At 36.5% G+C, this 18,021-nt stretch carries 22 protein-coding genes; 13 read left to right on the plus strand and 9 right to left on the minus strand.

Annotation, left to right across the window (positions count from 1 at the left end; all coding sequences use genetic code 11):
* Positions 1–81 precede the first annotated feature (81 nt).
* A complete protein-coding gene (locus GJU43_RS16175; protein ID WP_154341900.1) occupies positions 82–735 on the plus strand; it encodes a metal-dependent transcriptional regulator in 654 nt (217 codons plus the stop codon).
* Positions 736–978: 243 nt separating this feature from the next.
* On the opposite strand, the gene GJU43_RS16180 is transcribed toward GJU43_RS16175, so the two are convergent.
* The 9 genes from GJU43_RS16180 to GJU43_RS16220 all read right to left on the minus strand — a co-directional run bounded on the left by GJU43_RS16180 (position 979) and on the right by GJU43_RS16220 (position 8,428).
* Positions 979–1,377 carry a hypothetical protein gene (locus tag GJU43_RS16180; protein WP_154341902.1) on the minus strand — a complete coding sequence of 133 codons (399 nt, stop codon included), beginning with the start codon at positions 1,375–1,377 and terminating at the stop codon, positions 979–981.
* A gap of 177 nt (positions 1,378–1,554) precedes the next feature.
* Positions 1,555–2,337 carry an enoyl-CoA hydratase/isomerase family protein gene (locus GJU43_RS16185; protein WP_154341904.1) on the minus strand — a complete coding sequence of 261 codons (783 nt, stop codon included), beginning with the start codon at positions 2,335–2,337 and terminating at the stop codon, positions 1,555–1,557.
* A 10-nt stretch (positions 2,338–2,347) separates the two neighbouring features.
* A complete protein-coding gene (locus tag GJU43_RS16190) occupies positions 2,348–3,763 on the minus strand; it encodes an ATP-binding protein (protein ID WP_154341984.1) in 1,416 nt (471 codons plus the stop codon).
* Between the two features lie 132 nt (positions 3,764–3,895).
* Complete coding sequence (locus GJU43_RS16195; RefSeq protein ID WP_154341911.1) at positions 3,896–4,444, minus strand: CopD family protein; 549 nt, start codon at positions 4,442–4,444, stop codon at positions 3,896–3,898.
* Between the two features lie 66 nt (positions 4,445–4,510).
* A complete protein-coding gene (gene hemH, locus GJU43_RS16200; RefSeq protein WP_154341913.1) occupies positions 4,511–5,524 on the minus strand; it encodes a ferrochelatase in 1,014 nt (337 codons plus the stop codon).
* A gap of 326 nt (positions 5,525–5,850) precedes the next feature.
* The gene (locus GJU43_RS16205; protein ID WP_154341915.1) at positions 5,851–6,717 is read right to left on the minus strand and encodes an AraC family transcriptional regulator; all 867 of its coding nucleotides are present in this window, start codon (positions 6,715–6,717) and stop codon (positions 5,851–5,853) included.
* A gap of 134 nt (positions 6,718–6,851) precedes the next feature.
* Positions 6,852–7,391: a YceI family protein gene (locus GJU43_RS16210; protein WP_154341917.1), complete on the minus strand. Its 540-nt coding sequence runs from the start codon at positions 7,389–7,391 to the stop codon at positions 6,852–6,854.
* A gap of 156 nt (positions 7,392–7,547) precedes the next feature.
* Entirely contained in the window at positions 7,548–8,093 is a 546-nt protein-coding gene (locus GJU43_RS16215; protein ID WP_154341919.1) for a YceI family protein, read from the minus strand.
* 14 nt (positions 8,094–8,107) lie between these two features.
* Positions 8,108–8,428, minus strand: coding sequence for a hypothetical protein (locus GJU43_RS16220; protein WP_370455650.1), 321 nt, complete (start codon positions 8,426–8,428; stop codon positions 8,108–8,110).
* Between the two features lie 220 nt (positions 8,429–8,648).
* On the opposite strand from GJU43_RS16220, the gene GJU43_RS16225 reads away from it, so the two are divergent.
* The 12 genes from GJU43_RS16225 (at position 8,649) to GJU43_RS16280 (ending at position 18,021) form a co-directional block, all read left to right on the plus strand.
* Positions 8,649–9,038, plus strand: coding sequence for a hypothetical protein (locus GJU43_RS16225; protein WP_154341923.1), 390 nt, complete (start codon positions 8,649–8,651; stop codon positions 9,036–9,038).
* A 29-nt stretch (positions 9,039–9,067) separates the two neighbouring features.
* On the plus strand, positions 9,068–9,907 hold the full coding sequence (locus GJU43_RS16230; RefSeq protein ID WP_154341925.1) for a DUF5777 family beta-barrel protein: 840 nt from the start codon (positions 9,068–9,070) through the stop codon (positions 9,905–9,907).
* 134 nt (positions 9,908–10,041) lie between these two features.
* The gene (locus GJU43_RS16235; protein WP_154341927.1) at positions 10,042–10,476 is read left to right on the plus strand and encodes a hypothetical protein; all 435 of its coding nucleotides are present in this window, start codon (positions 10,042–10,044) and stop codon (positions 10,474–10,476) included.
* 18 nt (positions 10,477–10,494) lie between these two features.
* Positions 10,495–11,091 (plus strand): hypothetical protein, encoded by a 597-nt coding sequence (locus GJU43_RS16240; RefSeq protein ID WP_154341929.1) that lies wholly within the window; start codon positions 10,495–10,497, stop codon positions 11,089–11,091.
* A gap of 356 nt (positions 11,092–11,447) precedes the next feature.
* The gene (gene hemA / locus GJU43_RS16245; protein ID WP_154341931.1) at positions 11,448–12,752 is read left to right on the plus strand and encodes a glutamyl-tRNA reductase; all 1,305 of its coding nucleotides are present in this window, start codon (positions 11,448–11,450) and stop codon (positions 12,750–12,752) included.
* Positions 12,753–12,798: 46 nt separating this feature from the next.
* Positions 12,799–13,725 carry a hydroxymethylbilane synthase gene (gene hemC / locus GJU43_RS16250; RefSeq protein WP_154341933.1) on the plus strand — a complete coding sequence of 309 codons (927 nt, stop codon included), beginning with the start codon at positions 12,799–12,801 and terminating at the stop codon, positions 13,723–13,725.
* Complete coding sequence (locus GJU43_RS16255; protein ID WP_154341935.1) at positions 13,725–14,390, plus strand: uroporphyrinogen-III synthase; 666 nt, start codon at positions 13,725–13,727, stop codon at positions 14,388–14,390. The genes hemC and GJU43_RS16255 overlap by 1 nt, the downstream gene beginning before the upstream one ends.
* A 94-nt stretch (positions 14,391–14,484) precedes the next feature.
* The gene (gene hemE / locus GJU43_RS16260; protein ID WP_154341937.1) at positions 14,485–15,510 is read left to right on the plus strand and encodes a uroporphyrinogen decarboxylase; all 1,026 of its coding nucleotides are present in this window, start codon (positions 14,485–14,487) and stop codon (positions 15,508–15,510) included.
* Between the two features lie 97 nt (positions 15,511–15,607).
* Positions 15,608–15,985, plus strand: a complete 378-nt coding sequence (locus GJU43_RS16265; protein WP_154341939.1) for a hypothetical protein — start codon at positions 15,608–15,610, stop codon at positions 15,983–15,985.
* A 2-nt stretch (positions 15,986–15,987) separates the two neighbouring features.
* Positions 15,988–16,539 (plus strand): GNAT family N-acetyltransferase, encoded by a 552-nt coding sequence (locus GJU43_RS16270; RefSeq protein WP_154341940.1) that lies wholly within the window; start codon positions 15,988–15,990, stop codon positions 16,537–16,539.
* Positions 16,529–17,431, plus strand: a complete 903-nt coding sequence (gene hemF, locus GJU43_RS16275) for an oxygen-dependent coproporphyrinogen oxidase (protein WP_154341942.1) — start codon at positions 16,529–16,531, stop codon at positions 17,429–17,431. Before GJU43_RS16270 ends, hemF begins: the two co-directional genes overlap by 11 nt.
* A 35-nt stretch (positions 17,432–17,466) precedes the next feature.
* Positions 17,467–18,021, plus strand: coding sequence for a hypothetical protein (locus GJU43_RS16280; protein ID WP_154341944.1), 555 nt, complete (start codon positions 17,467–17,469; stop codon positions 18,019–18,021).

Genomic DNA, 18,021 nt, shown 5'->3' on the forward strand with positions numbered 1-18,021 from the left:
GAGTTACTAAGTTGCTGAGGTTTTTTCCTTTGCTGCTTTATCTTAGAACCTTAGTCACTCAGAACCTTAGAACCTCACAAAATGACTTTTTCAGAAGAAAATTATCTAAAATCGATATATCACCTTACTACTTCTAATGATTCGGAAGTGAGTACGAACGCTATTGCCGAAATGATGGAAACGAAAGCTTCCTCGGTTACGGATATGCTTAAAAAGCTGGCGGAGAAAGATTTGGTTCATTATAAAAAGTACCAAGGGGTGTCTTTGACAGAAAATGGCAAACTGGCTGCAAAAATGATTGTTCGAAAGCATCGTTTATGGGAAGTCTTTCTGGTTGAAAAACTAAATTTCTCCTGGGACGAGGTTCACGATATTGCGGAACAGCTCGAACACATTAAATCGGAACAACTGATTAACCGTTTGGATGATTTTCTGGGCAATCCTACCGAAGATCCGCACGGTGACCCGATTCCGGATGCGAACGGACGCATTGTGAAAATCGAAAAATACCTGCTTTCTGAATTAAACGAAGGACAAACCGGAGTTTGTGTGGGTGTAAAAGATACCTCTTCTGAGTTTTTGAAATACCTGGACAAACAGGAAATTGCTTTGGGATCAAAAATCGAATTTATTTCTAAGGAATCTTTCGATTTATCGTTACGAATAAAAGTGGACAGCAGAGAACTGTCTATTTCTAATAAAATCGCTTCAAATTTGTTTGTGAAGCTGGTTTAGAGGGTTGTTTCACGGAAATTCGCGAAGTATTACACAGAGAATCACGAATATTTTATTTTTTTGTCAGACTGAGCGAAGTCGAATGCAGCTTTGTGGAGTTACTTCGCCGGACTTCGACTTCGCTCAGCCTGACAAACCAGGTGCATTCTAGCCCCGATAGCAGTGGAAATCCTTTTGTGGCGGGGTTCGCCACAAAAGATTGTAACGGATAGCGGGATTAGCTCCTACAACCAATCCCTGATATTAAACAATCCCCTTCTCTATCATTTCCAGCATTACTGGCGAAGCATTTTTAAATGTCGGCTCTTGTTCGATAATACTTCCTGCGTTTTTTTTGTTTACTTTAAAAGTCACATCATTATCTGTGGTAAACAACAAAGCGGTCAAAAACGGATTTTTAATGTAAGTTCCCAACACCAATAGCGCTTCGTCTAAAGTGTGAATACTTTCTATTTCTTCGGTTTTATAACGAGTCGTGAGTGAAATTGAATAAGTATTGTCTTCATTTAATACCAAACGAAAATAGATATTTTTAATCTCGGTATCACCAATGGTTTTTGCCAGAGTGAGTTTGGCAAAAGTGCCGGCTTGAATGCTTTCTCTGACGCGTTCGCAAAAAAGAGCAAATATAGGTTCGTACATTTTTTAAAGTTCTAAGGTTCTGAGATGCTAAGGTTCTAAGTTTTTTAATCTTGAGCAGCCTGGGTTGTTGTACCGCAAAGTTGCGCAAAGATTTCGCAAAGTTACACAAAGCTTTGTATTAAAATTTTTCCTTTGTGAATCTCTGTGAAATCTTTGTGTAACTCTGTGGTATAAACTTTATTTTCCTGTAAATTCAGCTTTACGTTTTTCTAAGAAGGCTGTTGTTCCTTCTTTAAAATCCTGTGTTCCGAAACATTTTCCGAAAGATTTTATTTCCGTATCAAAACCATCCTTTCCGTCTTTGTAGTTGGCATTAATGGCTTTTATCGCTCTGCTGATCGCGAACGGGGCATTTTTAATGATTTTTTGGGCAATTCCTTTCGTAAATTCCAAAAGTTCGGTCTGAGGTACCACGTAGTTCACCAAACCGTATTGTTTGGCTTCTTCTGCCGAAATCATCGCTGCGGTCATAATCATTTCCATCGCACGGCCTTTACCCACTAACTGAGGCAGACGCTGTGTTCCTCCGTACCCCGGAATCAATCCTAAAGTTACTTCCGGCAATCCCATTTTAGCGTTGTCTGAAGCTACCCTGAAATGACAGGCCATTGCCAGTTCTAATCCGCCGCCTAATGCAAAACCATTAACGGCAGCAATTACGGGTTTCTTTAAATTTTCAATAAAGTCAAATAATGTTTCTTGTCCTTCAGCTGCTAATTGTGCTCCTTCAACAATGGTATAATTGGCAAATTCTGAAATATCAGCTCCGGCCACAAATGCTTTTTCACCACTTCCGGTAATGATAATCACACGAACGTCATCATTTTTCGCCAACAATTTTACGGCTTTACTCAGGTCGCTGATTGTGGCTTTGTTTAAAGCATTTAGTTTAGTAGGTCGGTTTATTGTTACGGTTGCAATTTTTTCTTCGATTGAGATTAAAAGATTTTCGTAGTTCATGACGCTGAATTTAAGAGTTTGTGATCGGTAAGGAAACCCTGAATGTGGTTCCTTTTCCGTAAGTTGATTCAAAGGTAATTGTTCCTTTGTAATTTTCGATAATGTTTTTTATAATTCCGAGTCCAAGGCCCATTCCACTGGTTTTGGTGGTAAATTTTGGCTCAAAAATCCGGCTTGTATCCAGTTTCTGAATTCCGATGCCATTGTCTTTTACAGCAATCTCGACATTATTGTTTCTGCGTTTTACCGTCACGACAATCGATTTATGAAACTGGCTTTCGGGAATGGCCTGAGTGGCATTTTTAACCAGATTGGTAATAATACGGATCAATTGTGTACGATCCATTTTGGAGATGATATTTTCTTCTTCGCTTTCAAAAACAATATAATCTTCATTGAAAATATCCAATGAAAGTTCGACAACTTCAACCACATTTAAGGTTTCATTTTGCTGGGCGGGCATCGAGGCAAAATTCGAAAATGCCGAAGCGACCGCTGTCATCGTATCAATCTGCTGGATTAATGTTTCGGAATAATCATTTAGTTTCTGTTTTACATCGGGAGCAGTCGGATCAAATTTTCGCTGAAAACTCTGCACCGTCAGACGCATTGGGGTAAGCGGATTTTTAATTTCGTGGGCTACTTGTTTCGCCATTTCCCGCCACGCTTCTTCACGTTCGCTTTGGGCTAGTTTGACCGCACTGGTTTCCAGCTTATCCACCATTCCGTTGTAGGCTTTAATCAGGAAGTTTACTTCTTTACTATTGGCTTCGAGAACAATCTTCTCATTTTTCTGATCCAGATTGGTTTCTTCGAGTCGGTCTGAAATTGTTTTTAAGGATTTGGTGATGTACGTCGACAGAAAATAAGCCAACGCAAAGGCAACCAGAAGCATGAAGGAATACACCTGACTTAAACGGATTAAAAACGTATTCAATTCGTTGTCATAATAACCGTCATCTTCCAAATACGGGAGATTTAAAATTCCAAGCGGCTTGAACTTTTCATCTTTAATCAGACTATAGGAAGACCTGTTTTTAACACCGTCGATCGTTTTAATATCTACAAAACGTTTTTCGATGGATGACCGCACCAGTTTCAGGATATACTCCGGAATGGGCGGCGGCGCTTTGTCGACGGCAAAAGATTCCTTAGAAGATTTAAGGAGCTTACCGTCAAGGCTGTAAATATTAATTTCAATTTTATGAATCTGGGCCAACTCATGGATTTTATCTTTAAAAATCAAATCCAGATTTCCGGTTTTCAGCGGATATGTTGTAGTGGAAAGCACGTAGTTAATGTGTTCTTTTACCGCATTTTCCTTACGCTCGAGTCGTTCCTGATGGTATTCTTTGGCTTCGTTTTTAAATTGAATAATCGAAATGGAAGCCAGTAAAAAAGATGCCACAACAATCAATACAATCATCGACAGGAAAATCCTGGTACGCAAGGAAAGCATCGACATTTTGAAGTTGTTTAACATATATTTTAGTTTTCAGTCGCAGTCGCAGTTTTCAGCAACAGCTTGGAAACTGAGACTGAAAACTGCGACTGAAAACTATTTTTTCTCTCTAATTCTTTTATAAAATTTAAAACCCAGCATAATGATAATGGAGAACAAAAAGATTCCAATTACGCCGAAAATCCAGTTGATGGCGCTTTTTAAGACTACTAAAAAAACAACTGCAAATAATATTATCGTGGCGCCTTCATTCCATAAACGCATAAAATTGTTGGAATATTTCACCTCATCCTTTTGTAATTGCCTGAAAATCTGATGGCACTTTGCATGGTACAAATACAGCAAAAACACGAAACACAATTTTACGTGCATCCAGGGCATTTTAAGCCATGCGTTTCCAAGGTCAGTAAAAAACAGCATCCAGAAAGCAAAGATACTCGCTAAAATTGCGGATGGCCAGGTAATAATATACCACAAACGATATGTCATTATTTTGTATTGCGCCTGTAAAATTTCTTTTTCCGGTGATGGTTTTTCACTGGCTTCAATTTGGTACACAAACAAACGCACTATATAAAATAACCCTGCAAACCAGGTGATTACAAAAATAAGATGCAGTGATTTTAAGTAGTTATAATATTCCATCAAGTGATTCTTTCTTCTTTACTCTTTACTCTTTTCTCTTTTCTCTTTCTTCTTTCTTCTTTCTTCTTATTTAGCCCAGTCGTTGATCCAGTTACTAACGGTCTGGCACCATTCGTCGTCGTCATTCAGACATGGAACAGCCAGGAACTCTTCGCCTCCGTTTGCCTCAAAATCTTCTTTGGCGCGCATAGCAATTTCTTCCAGTGTTTCCAGACAATCCGAAACGAAAGCCGGTGTTACAACTGCCAGTTTTTTGATTCCTTTTGCCGGCATCTTATCAATTTCAATATCGGTATAAGGCTCCAGCCATTTATCTCCTGCTAATCTGGATTGAAAAGTCAGACTGTATTTATCAGCCGGAAGTCCTAATAACTTTACCACTTGTTTTGTGGTTTCGTAACATTGGTGACGGTAACAAAAATCATGTGCGGGAGATGGCGTATTACAACAAGAACCGTCAATCTTACAATGCGATTTGGTTATATCTGTTTTACGAATATGGCGTTCGGGAATTCCGTGATACGAAAACAATAAATGATCGTATTCATATCCGGTTAAATGTTTCTGAATGGAATCGGCCAGGTTCTTAATATAATCCGGTTTGTTGTAAAAGGCTGGAACATCCGTAAAAGTCATTTGTGGAAATTTCTTCTTTCTGATTTCTTCAGCCTTCACCAGAATAGTCAAAGTAGAAGCCATGGCATATTGCGGATATAAAGGGAAAAGCATTACTTCTGTAACTCCTTTATCATGTAATTCCTGAAGCCCTTTTTCGATGGTCATACTTCCGTAACGCATGGCCAGTGCCACCGGTACATTTACCAAAGGCTGTACTTTTTTCTGCATTCTTTCAGAAAGAACGACTAGCGGAGAGCCTTCGTCCCACCAGATTTTTGCATAAGCATGTGCGGATTCTTCCGGTCTTTTTCTCAGAATGATCCCTCGAACTAATAAAGCCCGCAATAAATACGGAACGTCGATCACGTATTTATCCATTAAAAATTCATCTAAATACGGTTTTACGTCTTTTGGGGTTGGACTTTCGGGAGATCCTAAATTTACTAATAGTACGCCTTTCATTATTTTTTTGCTTTAGGCTTTAAGCTTTAGGCTTTAAGCATTTGTTAGGTTAATTTTCGCCAAAAGTATTTGATAATACGTTTTGGAAATATGATAATTATTACTTTTTACTTATTGCTGCATATCAAAAATTGATTTCATAGGCTTTACATCTGTTATTACTAAAGAATGAATAGTTGGTTTAAAAATTAGCCCGCAGATTTTGCAGATAAAGCAGATTTTAAAAAATCAAGCTGAATAGATCACCGTTTATTTATAATGTATTCTACAATAAATCTGCTCGATCTGCAAAATCTGCGAGAAACAAAATATTATTTATAAAAATACTAAACATTCGTATTAATCGACATCAGGTATTTTTTTGGAGTGGTGGCAAATTTTTTCTTGAATGCCGCAATGAAGTGGCTTCCGGTGCTATACCCTATTTTCAATCCCACTTCATTTACATTATAAGAACCGCTGTCGAGTAATTTTCTGGCGAAATCCATTTTGTAATCAAACAAGAAACCATAAACCGTATCGCCATAAATTTGTTTGAAACCCATTTTCAGTTTCTTCAGATTCAGGCCAATTTCATCAGCCAATTCCTGTAAACCAGGCGGTTCAGCCATATTGGCGATAATGATTTCTTTGGCTTTTCTGATTTTCAAAACATTGTCTTCATCAATTAGAAACGGACATTGTTCTGCGTTCGGATCTTCGGTTCTGTTAAAGTACAAACTCAGCAATTCATATCCTTTTCCTTTATAATAGAGGTTTTTTATAGACGGATGCAGGTTATAATGAAACAACTGACTCAGTACAATAGACATTGAAGGACTGATATTCCCTTCGTTATAATACTTTTTATCTTTATTGTCGGCACTTAAAAATGTAATGTAATCGGCTTCTGCAGAAAACAATGCGTGAAATTTTTTGATTGATACAATAACTGAAATCACCCAGGAATTTGGGGTTAATTCTAAATTAAGCGGCAGCTCTTTTTGTGGATTGTACAAAAGAAGTGATTTTTCCTCCTTCAGCTCTAAAGCATAATTGCCCTGATTAAACAAAAATTTGGCATTGCCTTTTAGTCCGAAATGAAACTGTATTAAACCACTACCCACTTCACGCTGAGCAAAAAAAGGTTCTGAACTGTCGTTTTGAAAACGGATCAGCGTAAAGTCGTCTTCAATTTTTATTTCTTCCTCCATTTTTGATTTAATTTATTCAGGTTACTAGTGTCGTTTTTTACTAAAACGAATAATTACCTTTCAAAATTAAATCTTTTTGATGGTTTATTGTTTACTTGCTCCTAAATTTATAAAATCTTTATTGTTTTGAGGCCTTATTTCAAAACCGCATCAATTTGAATATTTATCTTATTAGAAACCTTGCTTTTAACCAGAGATGGTATTGCAATATTAAAATCGCTGGCATTCACACTAAAATCAGACGTAATACTGATTCCCGATGCCGACTTGCTTATTCTTGCTGTAGTCGTAATATCCTTAGATTTTCCATGAAGTTCTAATTTTCCTTTTATAGTAAAATCTTTAGGATTTGCTGCTAAACTGTTTAAATCAAATCCTTCTATTTTCCCTTTAAATGTTGCTTTTGGATATTGGTCGCTTTCAACATAATTTTCATTAAAATGTTCTTCCATCAAAGCGACTTTGAATCGAAATCCTTTCATCAGAGCAAGGCTTGCAATTTCTCCCGTTGCAGGATTCAGAACAAATGTAACGGAAGAATTTGTTGCCTTAACTTCTTCAAAAGAAGGAACGGAGCCTTCAAAAGTAATCTTTCCGGATTTACTGATCATTTTTTGCTGTGAAAAGCCAATTGCAGAAACATATAGCATTCCTATGAGTATGATTTTTTTCATGTTTTTAATTTTAAATTCTTTTCAGACATTTTATTCATTTCAACGGCATGAGCTACAATCGCTTTATTTCCAGGCTATCCGGATTGAAACCTCAAGTTTTACTTATCCTCAGGAACATTTACAATTAATTGGATTTGTTTTTAAAATCTAATTGTTTTAGCCCTGTTTTAAAACAGCAATCATCTGAACTTTGACTTTATCATCAAGTTTATACTTAATAAGCGATGGAATAGGAATACTAAAATCACTGGCATTTACTCCGAAATCTGAGATAATGGTAATTCGGGAACTCGTTTTGGTAATTTTTGCAGTAGCATTTACATCTTTAGATTTACCATGAAGTTCCAATTTTCCTGTTATGGTATAATCTTTATAATCTTCCGTCAGCTTATTAGCATCAAATCCTTCTATTTGTCCTCTAAAAATGGCTTTGGGATATTTATCTGTTTCCATATAATTTTCATTAAAATGTTCTTCCATCAAGGCCATTTCAAACTGAAATCCCTTCATTAAAGCCAGGCTTGCAATTTCTCCTGTTACCGGATTTAAAACAAAAGTTACGTTACTATTGGTCCCCACAACTGGCTGAAAAGAAGGGACTGAAGCTTCAAAAGTTATTGTCCCTGATTTTGTTAACATTTTTTCCTGCGAAAAGACGATGAATGAAGCCAATAACATTGGTATCAGTGTGATTTTTTTCATGTTTTTATTATAGATCATTGTTCTAATAATCCATCCTGTTGCCACTTTGCAATGACATCTATGGTCGTTTGTGGCAATCTCGGTCCGCCTTGTGGCATTAACGAACTATTGCCGTTTTCTAAAGAAATCCGGGTAAGCAAGCCACGATTTAAAACTGCATTTTTCACCTGGTCATAGGTAACCAAAGACATAGGGGCTCCATTTTTAGGAACTGTTGCATGACATACCACACAGTTGTTGTCAATAATAGATTTCACATTCTGATTGTATGTGGCCAAACCTTTAATTGGAGCAGTGTCAATTAAAGTACTTGGATTATCATCCGTACAGCTCACAAGAACTGAAGCTAATGATAAACCGACGAAGAGTGTTTTTAAATTCATAATGATTGGTTTTTTAGTTTATAAAGAATAATGATTTTACAGTTCATAGAATCATTTCGAAAACATATACGTTGAAATGAATGATCTAGATTTTTGAGAGGGCATATTTGATCATTTAAATCCAATAGGTATTTTTTAACGTAGATAAACTCAAGCACTAAAAAAAACTGCCATGACAAAAAAAATACTTCTAGCAATCTCCCTTTTCCTTTTACTTGGAATTTCGGTTTACGTCTACACGTACAAAGGGCACCGGGATATCGAATCAGAAACTGCAGATTATGTAGTGACCGTTTCCGGACTCGAAAAAGAATTTACCTCGAATGATAGCCTGGCTTACCTCAAATACCAGGACAAAACGATTGAACTGACCGCACAAGTAACCACTATTGATACCACTGGTAATGGAATTGTTTTGGGCGGAAAAATATTTGCAACATTCAAAAACCGTTTGCCAAAAGATGTTACATCTGGTAAAATGCTAAAAATCAAAGGACGTTTTTTAGGATATGATGAACTGTTGCAGGAATTTAAAATAGATCAATCTTCAATTGTACACTAAAAAACAAATAACAATTTAAAACTAACCTCATGAAAAAGCTAATTCTATTATTATTTTTATTTCCATTATTAACCTATTCCCAGGACGATTTATTGTCCGGAGTAGAGACGCCCGTTACAAAAGAAAAGGTAACATCTGCCTTTAAAGCCCTGAAAATTGTTAATCTGGAATCTACAAAACTGGCGGCAAAAGGAGATTTGTATTTTGTTGTTGCGCACCGCTTTGGTTCTGTAAAAGATGGTTTCGAAGGCTTCTACGGACTGGATAATGCCAATACTCAAATAAAATTCATCTACGGATTAACCAACGGACTTAACGTAAGTGCAGCCAGAAGTGAATTTGCTTATGACTTTGCAACAAAATACACTTTGTTTCCTCAGATAAAAGACGGTTTTCCTGTTGCTATTGCCGGTTTTAACGCTCTGTCTATTAACAACACACTAAAAGAAAGCCTTTATCCAAAGCTTAAATTTGAAAACAGGCTGACTTATGTGGCGCAACTGTTAATTTCCAGAAAATTTTCTGAAAGACTCTCTTTGGAAATCGTTCCCACATTTTTTCATGAAAATTTTGTTGAAGACACCGAGCAAAGTAATTCCCAATACGCCGTAGGCTTCGGAGGGAGATATAAATTTGCGAAACGCTGGTCGTTAAATATTGATTATGCCGCACACTTAAACAGGGCAGCAAATTCTCTTTACAAAAACCCATTATCTATTGGTTTTGATTTAGAAACCGGCGGACACGTTTTTCAAATGCATTTTACAAGTTCTCAGGCAATTGATGAAGCCGGATATCTTGGAAGAACAACCGGAGACTGGACAAAAGGAGATGTTTTTTTCGGGTTTAATCTGGCCAGAGTATTCTAAAATTACTTCAGTTTACAACGTTTTAGTTATTTAAAATTATTCTAAACTAACGTTTTACTGCTTTTAAATAAAACCAAGCCAAAAGAGTACCCGTATATAGTTTTTAAAATCCAATCATTTTAAAAATCAGCTTTATGAAAATCAACAAAATAATAAAAAAAGGACTTTGGATGGGATTGATAATTACTGTCTTATTTTTCGCCATTCTTCTTTTCCACATTATTACGGCTAAACCTGCTGTTTACGAAACTCCAAATCTGCAAGTAAGCCGGATTGACTTTAAAACAAATATAGATTCTGTTCAGGCCAGACAAATTTGTTCTGATTTAAGATCTATTAAAGGATTAACCTCAGATTCCATAATCGTTAAAAGAAATGTGGTTGTTTACTTCCATAACAATAAAGTCACTAGTTCTAAAAAAGTATATGACCAGCTAATGGCGAAAAGACCTTACGACGCACAGCGTTATATTTTACCCGCCGATTTAGCGAATAAAGAAGTTTGTCCTATGGACCAAAATAGTTTGAGCTACAAATTATCTCAGAAAATAAATCAATTTTTTAATTAACCCTTTAATATTAGTATTATGAAAATTTATTCTAAAATTACACTTAGTGTATTACTCGTTGCATCAGCAACTCTGACTTCCTGCAGTAGCAATGACGATGACGCTCCGGCACCACCGGTTGTAAAAGCATCAATTTATGAGCGCCTGGGCGGAACTAAAATGGTTGCCGACCCTGATAACTCAGGTCAGATGATCGAACAGGGACGTTTAAGTTTCCGTAAAGTAGTCAATTCAACTATAGGATTAATTGTTGCTGACGTTCAGTCTAATGCTGCAGGAAATCTGCAAGCACATTTTGCTCCTTTATTAGCAGAAACAGGGAATACCCAGGCAACTAATATTGCTAAATTATCAGACAATCTGACTGATTTCTTTTCGTTTAACACGGGAGGTACAAATGCTGTAAATACATATTCCGGTTTGAGTATGACAGCGGCACATAATCCTGCAACAAACCCTCGTATGGGAACAAAATCAAGCAGTGCGGATTATACAAAATTCGAAGGTTACGTAGGCGCTGCAGCCAATGCAAATGGTGTTGCTTCTAATACAGAACTTTATACTGATATTGTTGCTGTTTTAGAATCATTGAGAACTCCAATTGTTCAAAAATAATTTCTTCTCAAAAACGCTACCTGTTCCGGGTAGCGTTTTTATTTAATATGCCATACCTGATTATAAATACACTTATTAATAATATGAAAGTGAATCATTTATAATCACGATTGCATAAACCGAACCCATAGCGATATTTTTTCTGATATCGTTTCAGACAAAAACAAGGTTATTATTTAGAATAAGTATATATAAGATATTATTGAATGCTTGATATCATTATTAATGGCGAAAAATACTATTTAGAATGCCATTTTGAATCAATTTATTCCATAGCGATATAAAAAGTACCTCTAGCGTTGTTTTTATAAATTAGTTAGTAATAATTTTGTTGAACTTTTTAAGGAAAGCATAATATGGAAAATTTTAACATGTCCAGAACCACCACTTTTTACGCATTAGGTTTAAGTTATAAAAAAGCAGATGCCACTATTAGAGGAAAATTTAGTTTAGATACAAAGGCACAATCTGATTTATTGGTACAAGCCAAATCGGAAGGTATCGAATCATTAATTGTAACTTCTACTTGTAACAGAACTGAAATTTATGGTTTTGCCAATCATCCATATGAATTAATCAAATTGCTTTGCGAAAACAGCAATGGTTCCGTAGAAGAATTTAGAGAAGTTGCCTACATATACAAAAATCAGGAAGCTATCAACCACATGTTTCGCGTAGGAACAGGTTTAGACAGCCAGATCCTCGGTGATTTTGAAATCATCAGCCAGATTAAAAACGCTTTTAATCACAGCAAATTAGAAGGTTTAGTAAATACTTTCCTGGATCGTTTAGTAAACTCCGTGATTCAGGCGAGCAAAAAAATCAAAACAGATACTGAAATTTCTTCTGGTGCAACATCCGTTTCGTTTGCATCAGTTCAATATATTATCCGAAATGTAGAAGACATTGGAAACAAAAACATCTTATTATTCGGAACAGGAAAAATAGGCAGAAATACCTGCGAAAATTTAGTAAAACATACCAAAAACGGCCATATCACTCTTATTAACAGAACAAAAAACAAAGCCGAAAAATTGGCCGGAAAATTAAATGTTATTGTAAAAGATTACGCCAATTTACAGGAAGAAATACAGCAGGCAGATATATTGGTCGTAGCTACAGGAGCCCAAAATCCAACGATCGACAAAACATTACTGAATTTAAAGAAACCTTTACTGATTTTGGATTTATCCATTCCAAGAAATGTAAATCCCGATGTAGAACAAATACCGGGAGTCACTTTAATACATCTGGATTATTTGTCTCAAATTACAGATGACACCCTTGAAAGAAGAAAACAGCATATTCCTGCTGCCGAAGCTATTATTGAGGATATGAAATTAGAATTGAATACCTGGGTAAATGGTCGAAAATATGCCCCTACTATTCATGCTTTAAAAGCAAAACTAAATGATATTGTAGCCGGTGAACTGGCTTTTCAAAAAAAGAAAACAACTAATTTTGATGAGGCTCAGGCTGATTTAATAAGCTCCAGAATCATTCAGAAAATAACAAATCACTTTGCAAGTCACTTAAAAAATGAAAATACTTCATTAGATGAAAGTATTGAGTTTATTGAAAAAGTATTTCAAATAGGACAGCTTGCGCCCAAAAATACTCCTTCACCAGTCGAAGAAAAATATAAAATCAATCTGTCATAAATAGTTTAAAATAAAGTTCCTTCATTTCCGGGATTTCAAAAATAATATGGTTCAAAAAGTTATTAGAATAGGAACTCGCGATAGCGAATTAGCACTTTGGCAGGCTCATACTGTCGAAAAAAAGTTAAACGATTTAGGATATAAAACCGAAATTATAGCTGTAAAATCAACAGGTGATATTATTCTGGACAAACCGCTCTACGAACTTGGAATTACAGGAATTTTTACCAAAACGCTGGACATTGCCATGATTAATGGAGACGTTGACATTGCTGTTCACTCCATGAAAGACGTTCCAACAGCCTTACCAAAAGGTATTGTACAGGGAGCGGTTCTGGAAAGAGCGAATGTTCTGGACATTTTAGTGCACAAAGGAAATCCCGATTTTACCGGCAAACCGAATACGATTGCAACAGGAAGTCTGCGTCGCCAGGCGCAATGGTTCCATAAATACCCCAATCATACAGTGGTTGATTTACGCGGAAACGTAAACACCCGCATGCAGAAATTACAGGACAATAACTGGGACGGAGCTGTTTTTGCTGCAGCAGGTCTGGAGCGCATTAACCTAAAACCGGAAAATTATATTAATTTAGACTGGATGATTCCGGCACCGGCACAGGGAGCGATGCTCGTTGTGGCAATGGAAAATGACAACTATACTTTAGATGCACTATCACAGCTTAATCATATTGAAACGGAAATCTGTACTTACATCGAACGTCAGTTTTTACGAACTTTAGAAGGCGGTTGTACAGCACCAATCGGAGCTTTGGTACGTTATAATGAAGACGAAGACACCCTTCATTTTCAAGGCATTTTACTTTCTGTTGACGGAAAACAAAAGCTCGAAATTGACAAAACAGTTGCCATTGAAGAATGGAAAAAACTGGGATTTTTTGCTGCTCAGGAAATCCTGAACAACGGCGGAGCCGAGTTGATGCAAACGATTAAAGAATCCCTGAAAAAATAATGGCAAAACCAATTCAAATAGTAGCAACAAAAAAGCTGTCGGGCGAACAAAAACAAGCATTGGTAAAAGCCAATATCGAGGTAATCGAAGCTGATTTTATTCAAACGCAAAACAAACCTTTCGAATTAAAAGACCTCAACGAAAACCTGATTTTTACAAGTCAGAATGCCGTTCACAGCGTTTTATTAAATCCGGAATCAGAAAAACTGAAAACTAAAAATGTTTTTTGCGTAGGCTTAAAAACAAAGATTCTTTTATCGGAAAGTGGTTTTAATGTTGTGGCTTACACGGGTTATGCCTCTGATTTAGCCGAAATTATCACCTTGATTTACCGCCAGGAAAGCTTTACTTTTTTTAGCGGAAACCTTCGCAGGGAAACTTTGCCGCAAGCATTGAAAGAGGGTGAAGTGAAATTCAATGAAATTCAGGTTTATGACACTTCACTAACCCCTCAGAAAATAAAAACGGCTCCCGATGCCATTCTGTTTTTCAGCCCTTCCGGCGTTGAGAGTTATTTGAAAGAGAATACCATAAAGAAAGAAAAATGCTTCTGCATTGGAGAAACCACAGCAGACGCTTTAGAAAAAATCACCAAAAACATCATCATTGCAGATCAGCCAACAGTTGAAGACGTAATTGAAGATGTCATTGAAGAATACAAATAAATAAAGCAATAAGCTTTAGGCTCTAAGCCGTAAGCAAAAAGACAAATAAAAACAAAGCTTAAAGCCTAAAGCTTAAAGCCTAAAGCAATAAAAAATGTTAAAAAACGACCTATTTTTAAAAGCACTAAAAGGAGAAACTGTTCAACGTCCGCCAGTATGGATGATGCGTCAGGCCGGAAGATATTTACCTGAATTCATCGCTTTGCGTGACAAGTATGATTTTTTTACCCGTTGCCAGACTCCGGAATTAGCTGCTGAAATTACCGTACAACCTATTCGCAGAATTGCTCCGGATGCTGCGATCCTTTTCTCGGATATTCTGGTTGTCCCTCAGGCAATGGGAATTGAAGTTTTAATGAAAGAAAATTTCGGTCCGTTTCTTCCAAATCCTATCCGTACTGCAGCTGATGTTGAAGGCGTTTATGTACCGGACATTCAGGAAACCTTAGGATATGTAATGGACGCCATTAAACTGACCAAAGAAATGCTAAACGACGAAGTACCGTTAATTGGTTTCGCCGGTTCGCCCTGGACGATTTTCTGTTATGCGGTTGAAGGAAAAGGATCTAAAAGTTTTGATACAGCCAAAGGATTCTGTTTTTCTAATCCGATAGCAGCCCACACTTTATTGCAAAAAATTACAGACACCACGATTTTATACCTAAAAGAAAAAGTAAAAGCGGGTGTTGATGCCGTTCAGGTTTTTGATTCCTGGGGAGGAATGCTTTCTCCGGTTGATTATCAGGAATTCTCCTGGAAATACATCAACCAGATCGTTGAAGCTCTGGCCGATCACGCTCCGGTTATTGTTTTCGGAAAAGGATGCTGGTTTGCTTTGAATGAAATGGGTAAAAGTAAAGCTTCGGCTTTAGGGGTAGACTGGACTTGTTCTGCCAGAAATGCCCGTTATTTATCAGGAGGAAACATTACGCTACAGGGAAATTTTGACCCTTCAAGATTGCTTTCCCCTATTCCAGTCATCAAAAAAATGGTTCATGAAATGATCGACGAATTCGGAAAAGACAAATATATCGTAAATTTAGGCCACGGAATTTTACCAAATATCCCTGTAGACCATGCCAAAGCTTTTATTGACGCGGTTAAGGAATACGGGCAATAGTTTATATAGTGTTCAGTCGCAGTTTTCAGTTTTCAGTTTTATCTTGAAACCGAAAACTGAGACTGAAAACTGAGATCAAGACTGAAAACTCAAAAAAATGCTGAACAAAGGTTTACGGGATGAAGAAAAAATCAGAATCGATAATGTACTAAAAACATTGCAAACTATGGTTTTTGTGCCTAAACCGCTACCTGAATCAGAGAAAAACGATATCGAACTTCCTCTTAAGGATTTTGGTTTGAATATCGAAACTTTGGCTGATTATGAGAATGAAGAATTGATTACACAATTAATGCAGCTTCATTTTGACTGGGACCAACTGGAACAATTTGCTGATTTTCTGATTGAATTTTCCAAAGCTGAAAATTATAATTTTGAAGATAAAGCTTTAGCCCTATACCAGTATATTCAAGAGGAAAGCAAAGTTTTCTCGTTTGCAATAAATACTAAAATCGCTTCCGCTAAAAACAAATAAAAATGAGTTTTACAGATTGGAAAACGGACCGTATTGAACATATTCTTCCCAAAGAATTCTACAATTTAATTGCTAAGAATAAAAATCATATTGCAAAAACTTTCCCGGTAACGCTGGCCAATGCTGATTCTCTGAAGAAAGCAGAAAATTTCCTAAAGGTCAGTCTTGACAAAGAGAAAAACAAAGAAGGTTTCTATTTTTACGCAAGAGATCTGACAAGCAATACCTTAATTGGTTATTTATGTGTAAAAACCATAGATTACCGTGTTTCCAAATGTGAATTGGGTTATTTTATTGATGAAGATTTTCAGGGAAAAGGAATTACATCAAAAATGGTTTCGGAGGCACTTGCTTTTTGTTTCAATGAATTAAACCTGAATAAAGTTTTCATCTGTACTTCGGAAATTAATGTGGCAAGCCAGCGAATCGCATTAAAACACAATTTTAAACAAGAAGGACTTTTACGCGACGAATTTAGAAACGGCGACGGCGAATTGCAAAACACCGTTTATTTCGGATTACTTAAATCAGAATACAAGACCCATGAAAGATAAATTTTACGCATACATACAAAAACTACAGGACCAGATCTGCGCCGGACTGGAAGCCGTTGAAGGAACTGCAAAATTCCGTGAGGATCTTTGGGAACGCCCGGAAGGCGGTGGCGGAAGAACACGTGTTATCGAAAACGGAACGGTTATCGAAAAAGGCGGAGTCAACATTTCAGCCGTTCACGGAAAATTACCGGAAGCCATGCAAAAGATGTTTGGCGTTGGCGAAGCTGATTTTTTTGCCTGCGGACTAAGCCTGGTGATCCATCCTAAAAACCCGATGGTTCCGACGGTTCACGCTAATTGGCGTTATTTTGAAATGTACGATGAAAAAGGAAATATAATCGAACAATGGTTTGGCGGCGGACAGGATTTAACGCCATATTATTTGTTTGAAGAAGATGCCAAACACTTTCATCAAACCTGTAAAACAGCTTGCGACAAACACAATCCGGAGTTTTATCCAAAATATAAAAAACAATGCGACGCCTATTTCTGGAACGCACACCGAAACGAAGCCCGTGGTCTTGGCGGCTTGTTCTTTGATTATTGCAAAGCCAGTGAACAAATGTCAATGGAAGACTGGTTCAGTTTTGTAAGTGAAGTGGGAAATAGTTTTCTGGAAGCCTATGTTCCGATTGTGGAGAGAAGAAAAAATCTGCCTTATACACCCGAGCAAAGAAACTGGCAGGAAATCCGTCGCGGGCGTTACGTAGAGTTCAATCTGGTTCATGACAAAGGCACTTTATTCGGTTTAAAAACCAACGGAAGAATCGAAAGTATCCTGATGAGCTTACCTCCGCATGTGCAGTGGGTTTATGATCATCATCCGGAAACAGGAAGTGAAGAAGAAAAATTACTAAATGTGTTAGAAAATCCCCGGGAATGGATCTGATTTAATTATATTTACAAAACAAACAAAAAAGATAGATGGAAACAATTAATATTTTCAAGAATATTGTTTTTGAATTAAGAAATTGGTATATCACTAAAAAAAATGTCTCAATGGACATATTTAATGATTTTAATGATTTTACAATTCTAAAAATTATAAAATTACATTTTTTTGTAGTTGCCATTAACAGTGAGGACCAACCGGATCTATTAGATCAAAATACATTTCATGCAATGCCTTATGGGCCTGTTGAAACTCGTGTCTATGATTATTACAAATCGAAAAAAGGTAATTTTGATGGACTCTTTATAATTTCTAATGATAGAATAACATTTACTGAAGGAGCAATTCCTCCTGAGATAAATGCAAATCTAAAACAACAAATTAGAAACTCTATTGAAAAATTAGAAAAACTTGAACCTAATTTAATTATTGCTGGTGCAGGTTCTCTAGTTGAACTAACGCATACTTGGAATAGTTGGAAAAAATATTACAATTTAGCAAAATCTAAAGAAAGTTATTCAGAACTAATGCCGAACGAGGAAATTAAAAAAGATAAAAAAATTGTTAATCTAAATTACATTTCTTAA

This window comes from Flavobacterium sp. LC2016-23 (genome assembly GCF_009674775.1).
In the GTDB taxonomy this organism is placed as follows: Bacteria; Bacteroidota; Bacteroidia; order Flavobacteriales; family Flavobacteriaceae; genus Flavobacterium.

What these genes read in the sequence shown, in the direction of transcription:
- GJU43_RS16280 (WP_154341944.1), top strand. Translation starts at nt 17,467, where the DNA reads ATGGAAACAATTAATATTTTCAAGAATATTGTTTTTGAATTAAGAAAT.
- hemH (WP_154341913.1), bottom strand. Translation starts at nt 5,524, where the DNA reads ATGAAAGGCGTACTATTAGTAAATTTAGGATCTCCCGAAAGTCCAACC.
- hemF (WP_154341942.1), top strand. Translation starts at nt 16,529, where the DNA reads ATGAAAGATAAATTTTACGCATACATACAAAAACTACAGGACCAGATC.
- GJU43_RS16210 (WP_154341917.1), bottom strand. Translation starts at nt 7,391, where the DNA reads ATGAAAAAAATCATACTCATAGGAATGCTATATGTTTCTGCAATTGGC.
- GJU43_RS16225 (WP_154341923.1), top strand. Translation starts at nt 8,649, where the DNA reads ATGACAAAAAAAATACTTCTAGCAATCTCCCTTTTCCTTTTACTTGGA.
- GJU43_RS16215 (WP_154341919.1), bottom strand. Translation starts at nt 8,093, where the DNA reads ATGAAAAAAATCACACTGATACCAATGTTATTGGCTTCATTCATCGTC.
- GJU43_RS16195 (WP_154341911.1), bottom strand. Translation starts at nt 4,444, where the DNA reads ATGGAATATTATAACTACTTAAAATCACTGCATCTTATTTTTGTAATC.
- hemE (WP_154341937.1), top strand. Translation starts at nt 14,485, where the DNA reads ATGTTAAAAAACGACCTATTTTTAAAAGCACTAAAAGGAGAAACTGTT.
- GJU43_RS16270 (WP_154341940.1), top strand. Translation starts at nt 15,988, where the DNA reads ATGAGTTTTACAGATTGGAAAACGGACCGTATTGAACATATTCTTCCC.
- GJU43_RS16205 (WP_154341915.1), bottom strand. Translation starts at nt 6,717, where the DNA reads ATGGAGGAAGAAATAAAAATTGAAGACGACTTTACGCTGATCCGTTTT.
- GJU43_RS16235 (WP_154341927.1), top strand. Translation starts at nt 10,042, where the DNA reads ATGAAAATCAACAAAATAATAAAAAAAGGACTTTGGATGGGATTGATA.
- GJU43_RS16265 (WP_154341939.1), top strand. Translation starts at nt 15,608, where the DNA reads ATGCTGAACAAAGGTTTACGGGATGAAGAAAAAATCAGAATCGATAAT.
- GJU43_RS16180 (WP_154341902.1), bottom strand. Translation starts at nt 1,377, where the DNA reads ATGTACGAACCTATATTTGCTCTTTTTTGCGAACGCGTCAGAGAAAGC.
- hemA (WP_154341931.1), top strand. Translation starts at nt 11,448, where the DNA reads ATGGAAAATTTTAACATGTCCAGAACCACCACTTTTTACGCATTAGGT.
- GJU43_RS16230 (WP_154341925.1), top strand. Translation starts at nt 9,068, where the DNA reads ATGAAAAAGCTAATTCTATTATTATTTTTATTTCCATTATTAACCTAT.
- GJU43_RS16185 (WP_154341904.1), bottom strand. Translation starts at nt 2,337, where the DNA reads ATGAACTACGAAAATCTTTTAATCTCAATCGAAGAAAAAATTGCAACC.
- GJU43_RS16255 (WP_154341935.1), top strand. Translation starts at nt 13,725, where the DNA reads ATGGCAAAACCAATTCAAATAGTAGCAACAAAAAAGCTGTCGGGCGAA.
- GJU43_RS16190 (WP_154341984.1), bottom strand. Translation starts at nt 3,763, where the DNA reads ATGATTGTATTGATTGTTGTGGCATCTTTTTTACTGGCTTCCATTTCG.
- GJU43_RS16175 (WP_154341900.1), top strand. Translation starts at nt 82, where the DNA reads ATGACTTTTTCAGAAGAAAATTATCTAAAATCGATATATCACCTTACT.
- GJU43_RS16240 (WP_154341929.1), top strand. Translation starts at nt 10,495, where the DNA reads ATGAAAATTTATTCTAAAATTACACTTAGTGTATTACTCGTTGCATCA.
- hemC (WP_154341933.1), top strand. Translation starts at nt 12,799, where the DNA reads ATGGTTCAAAAAGTTATTAGAATAGGAACTCGCGATAGCGAATTAGCA.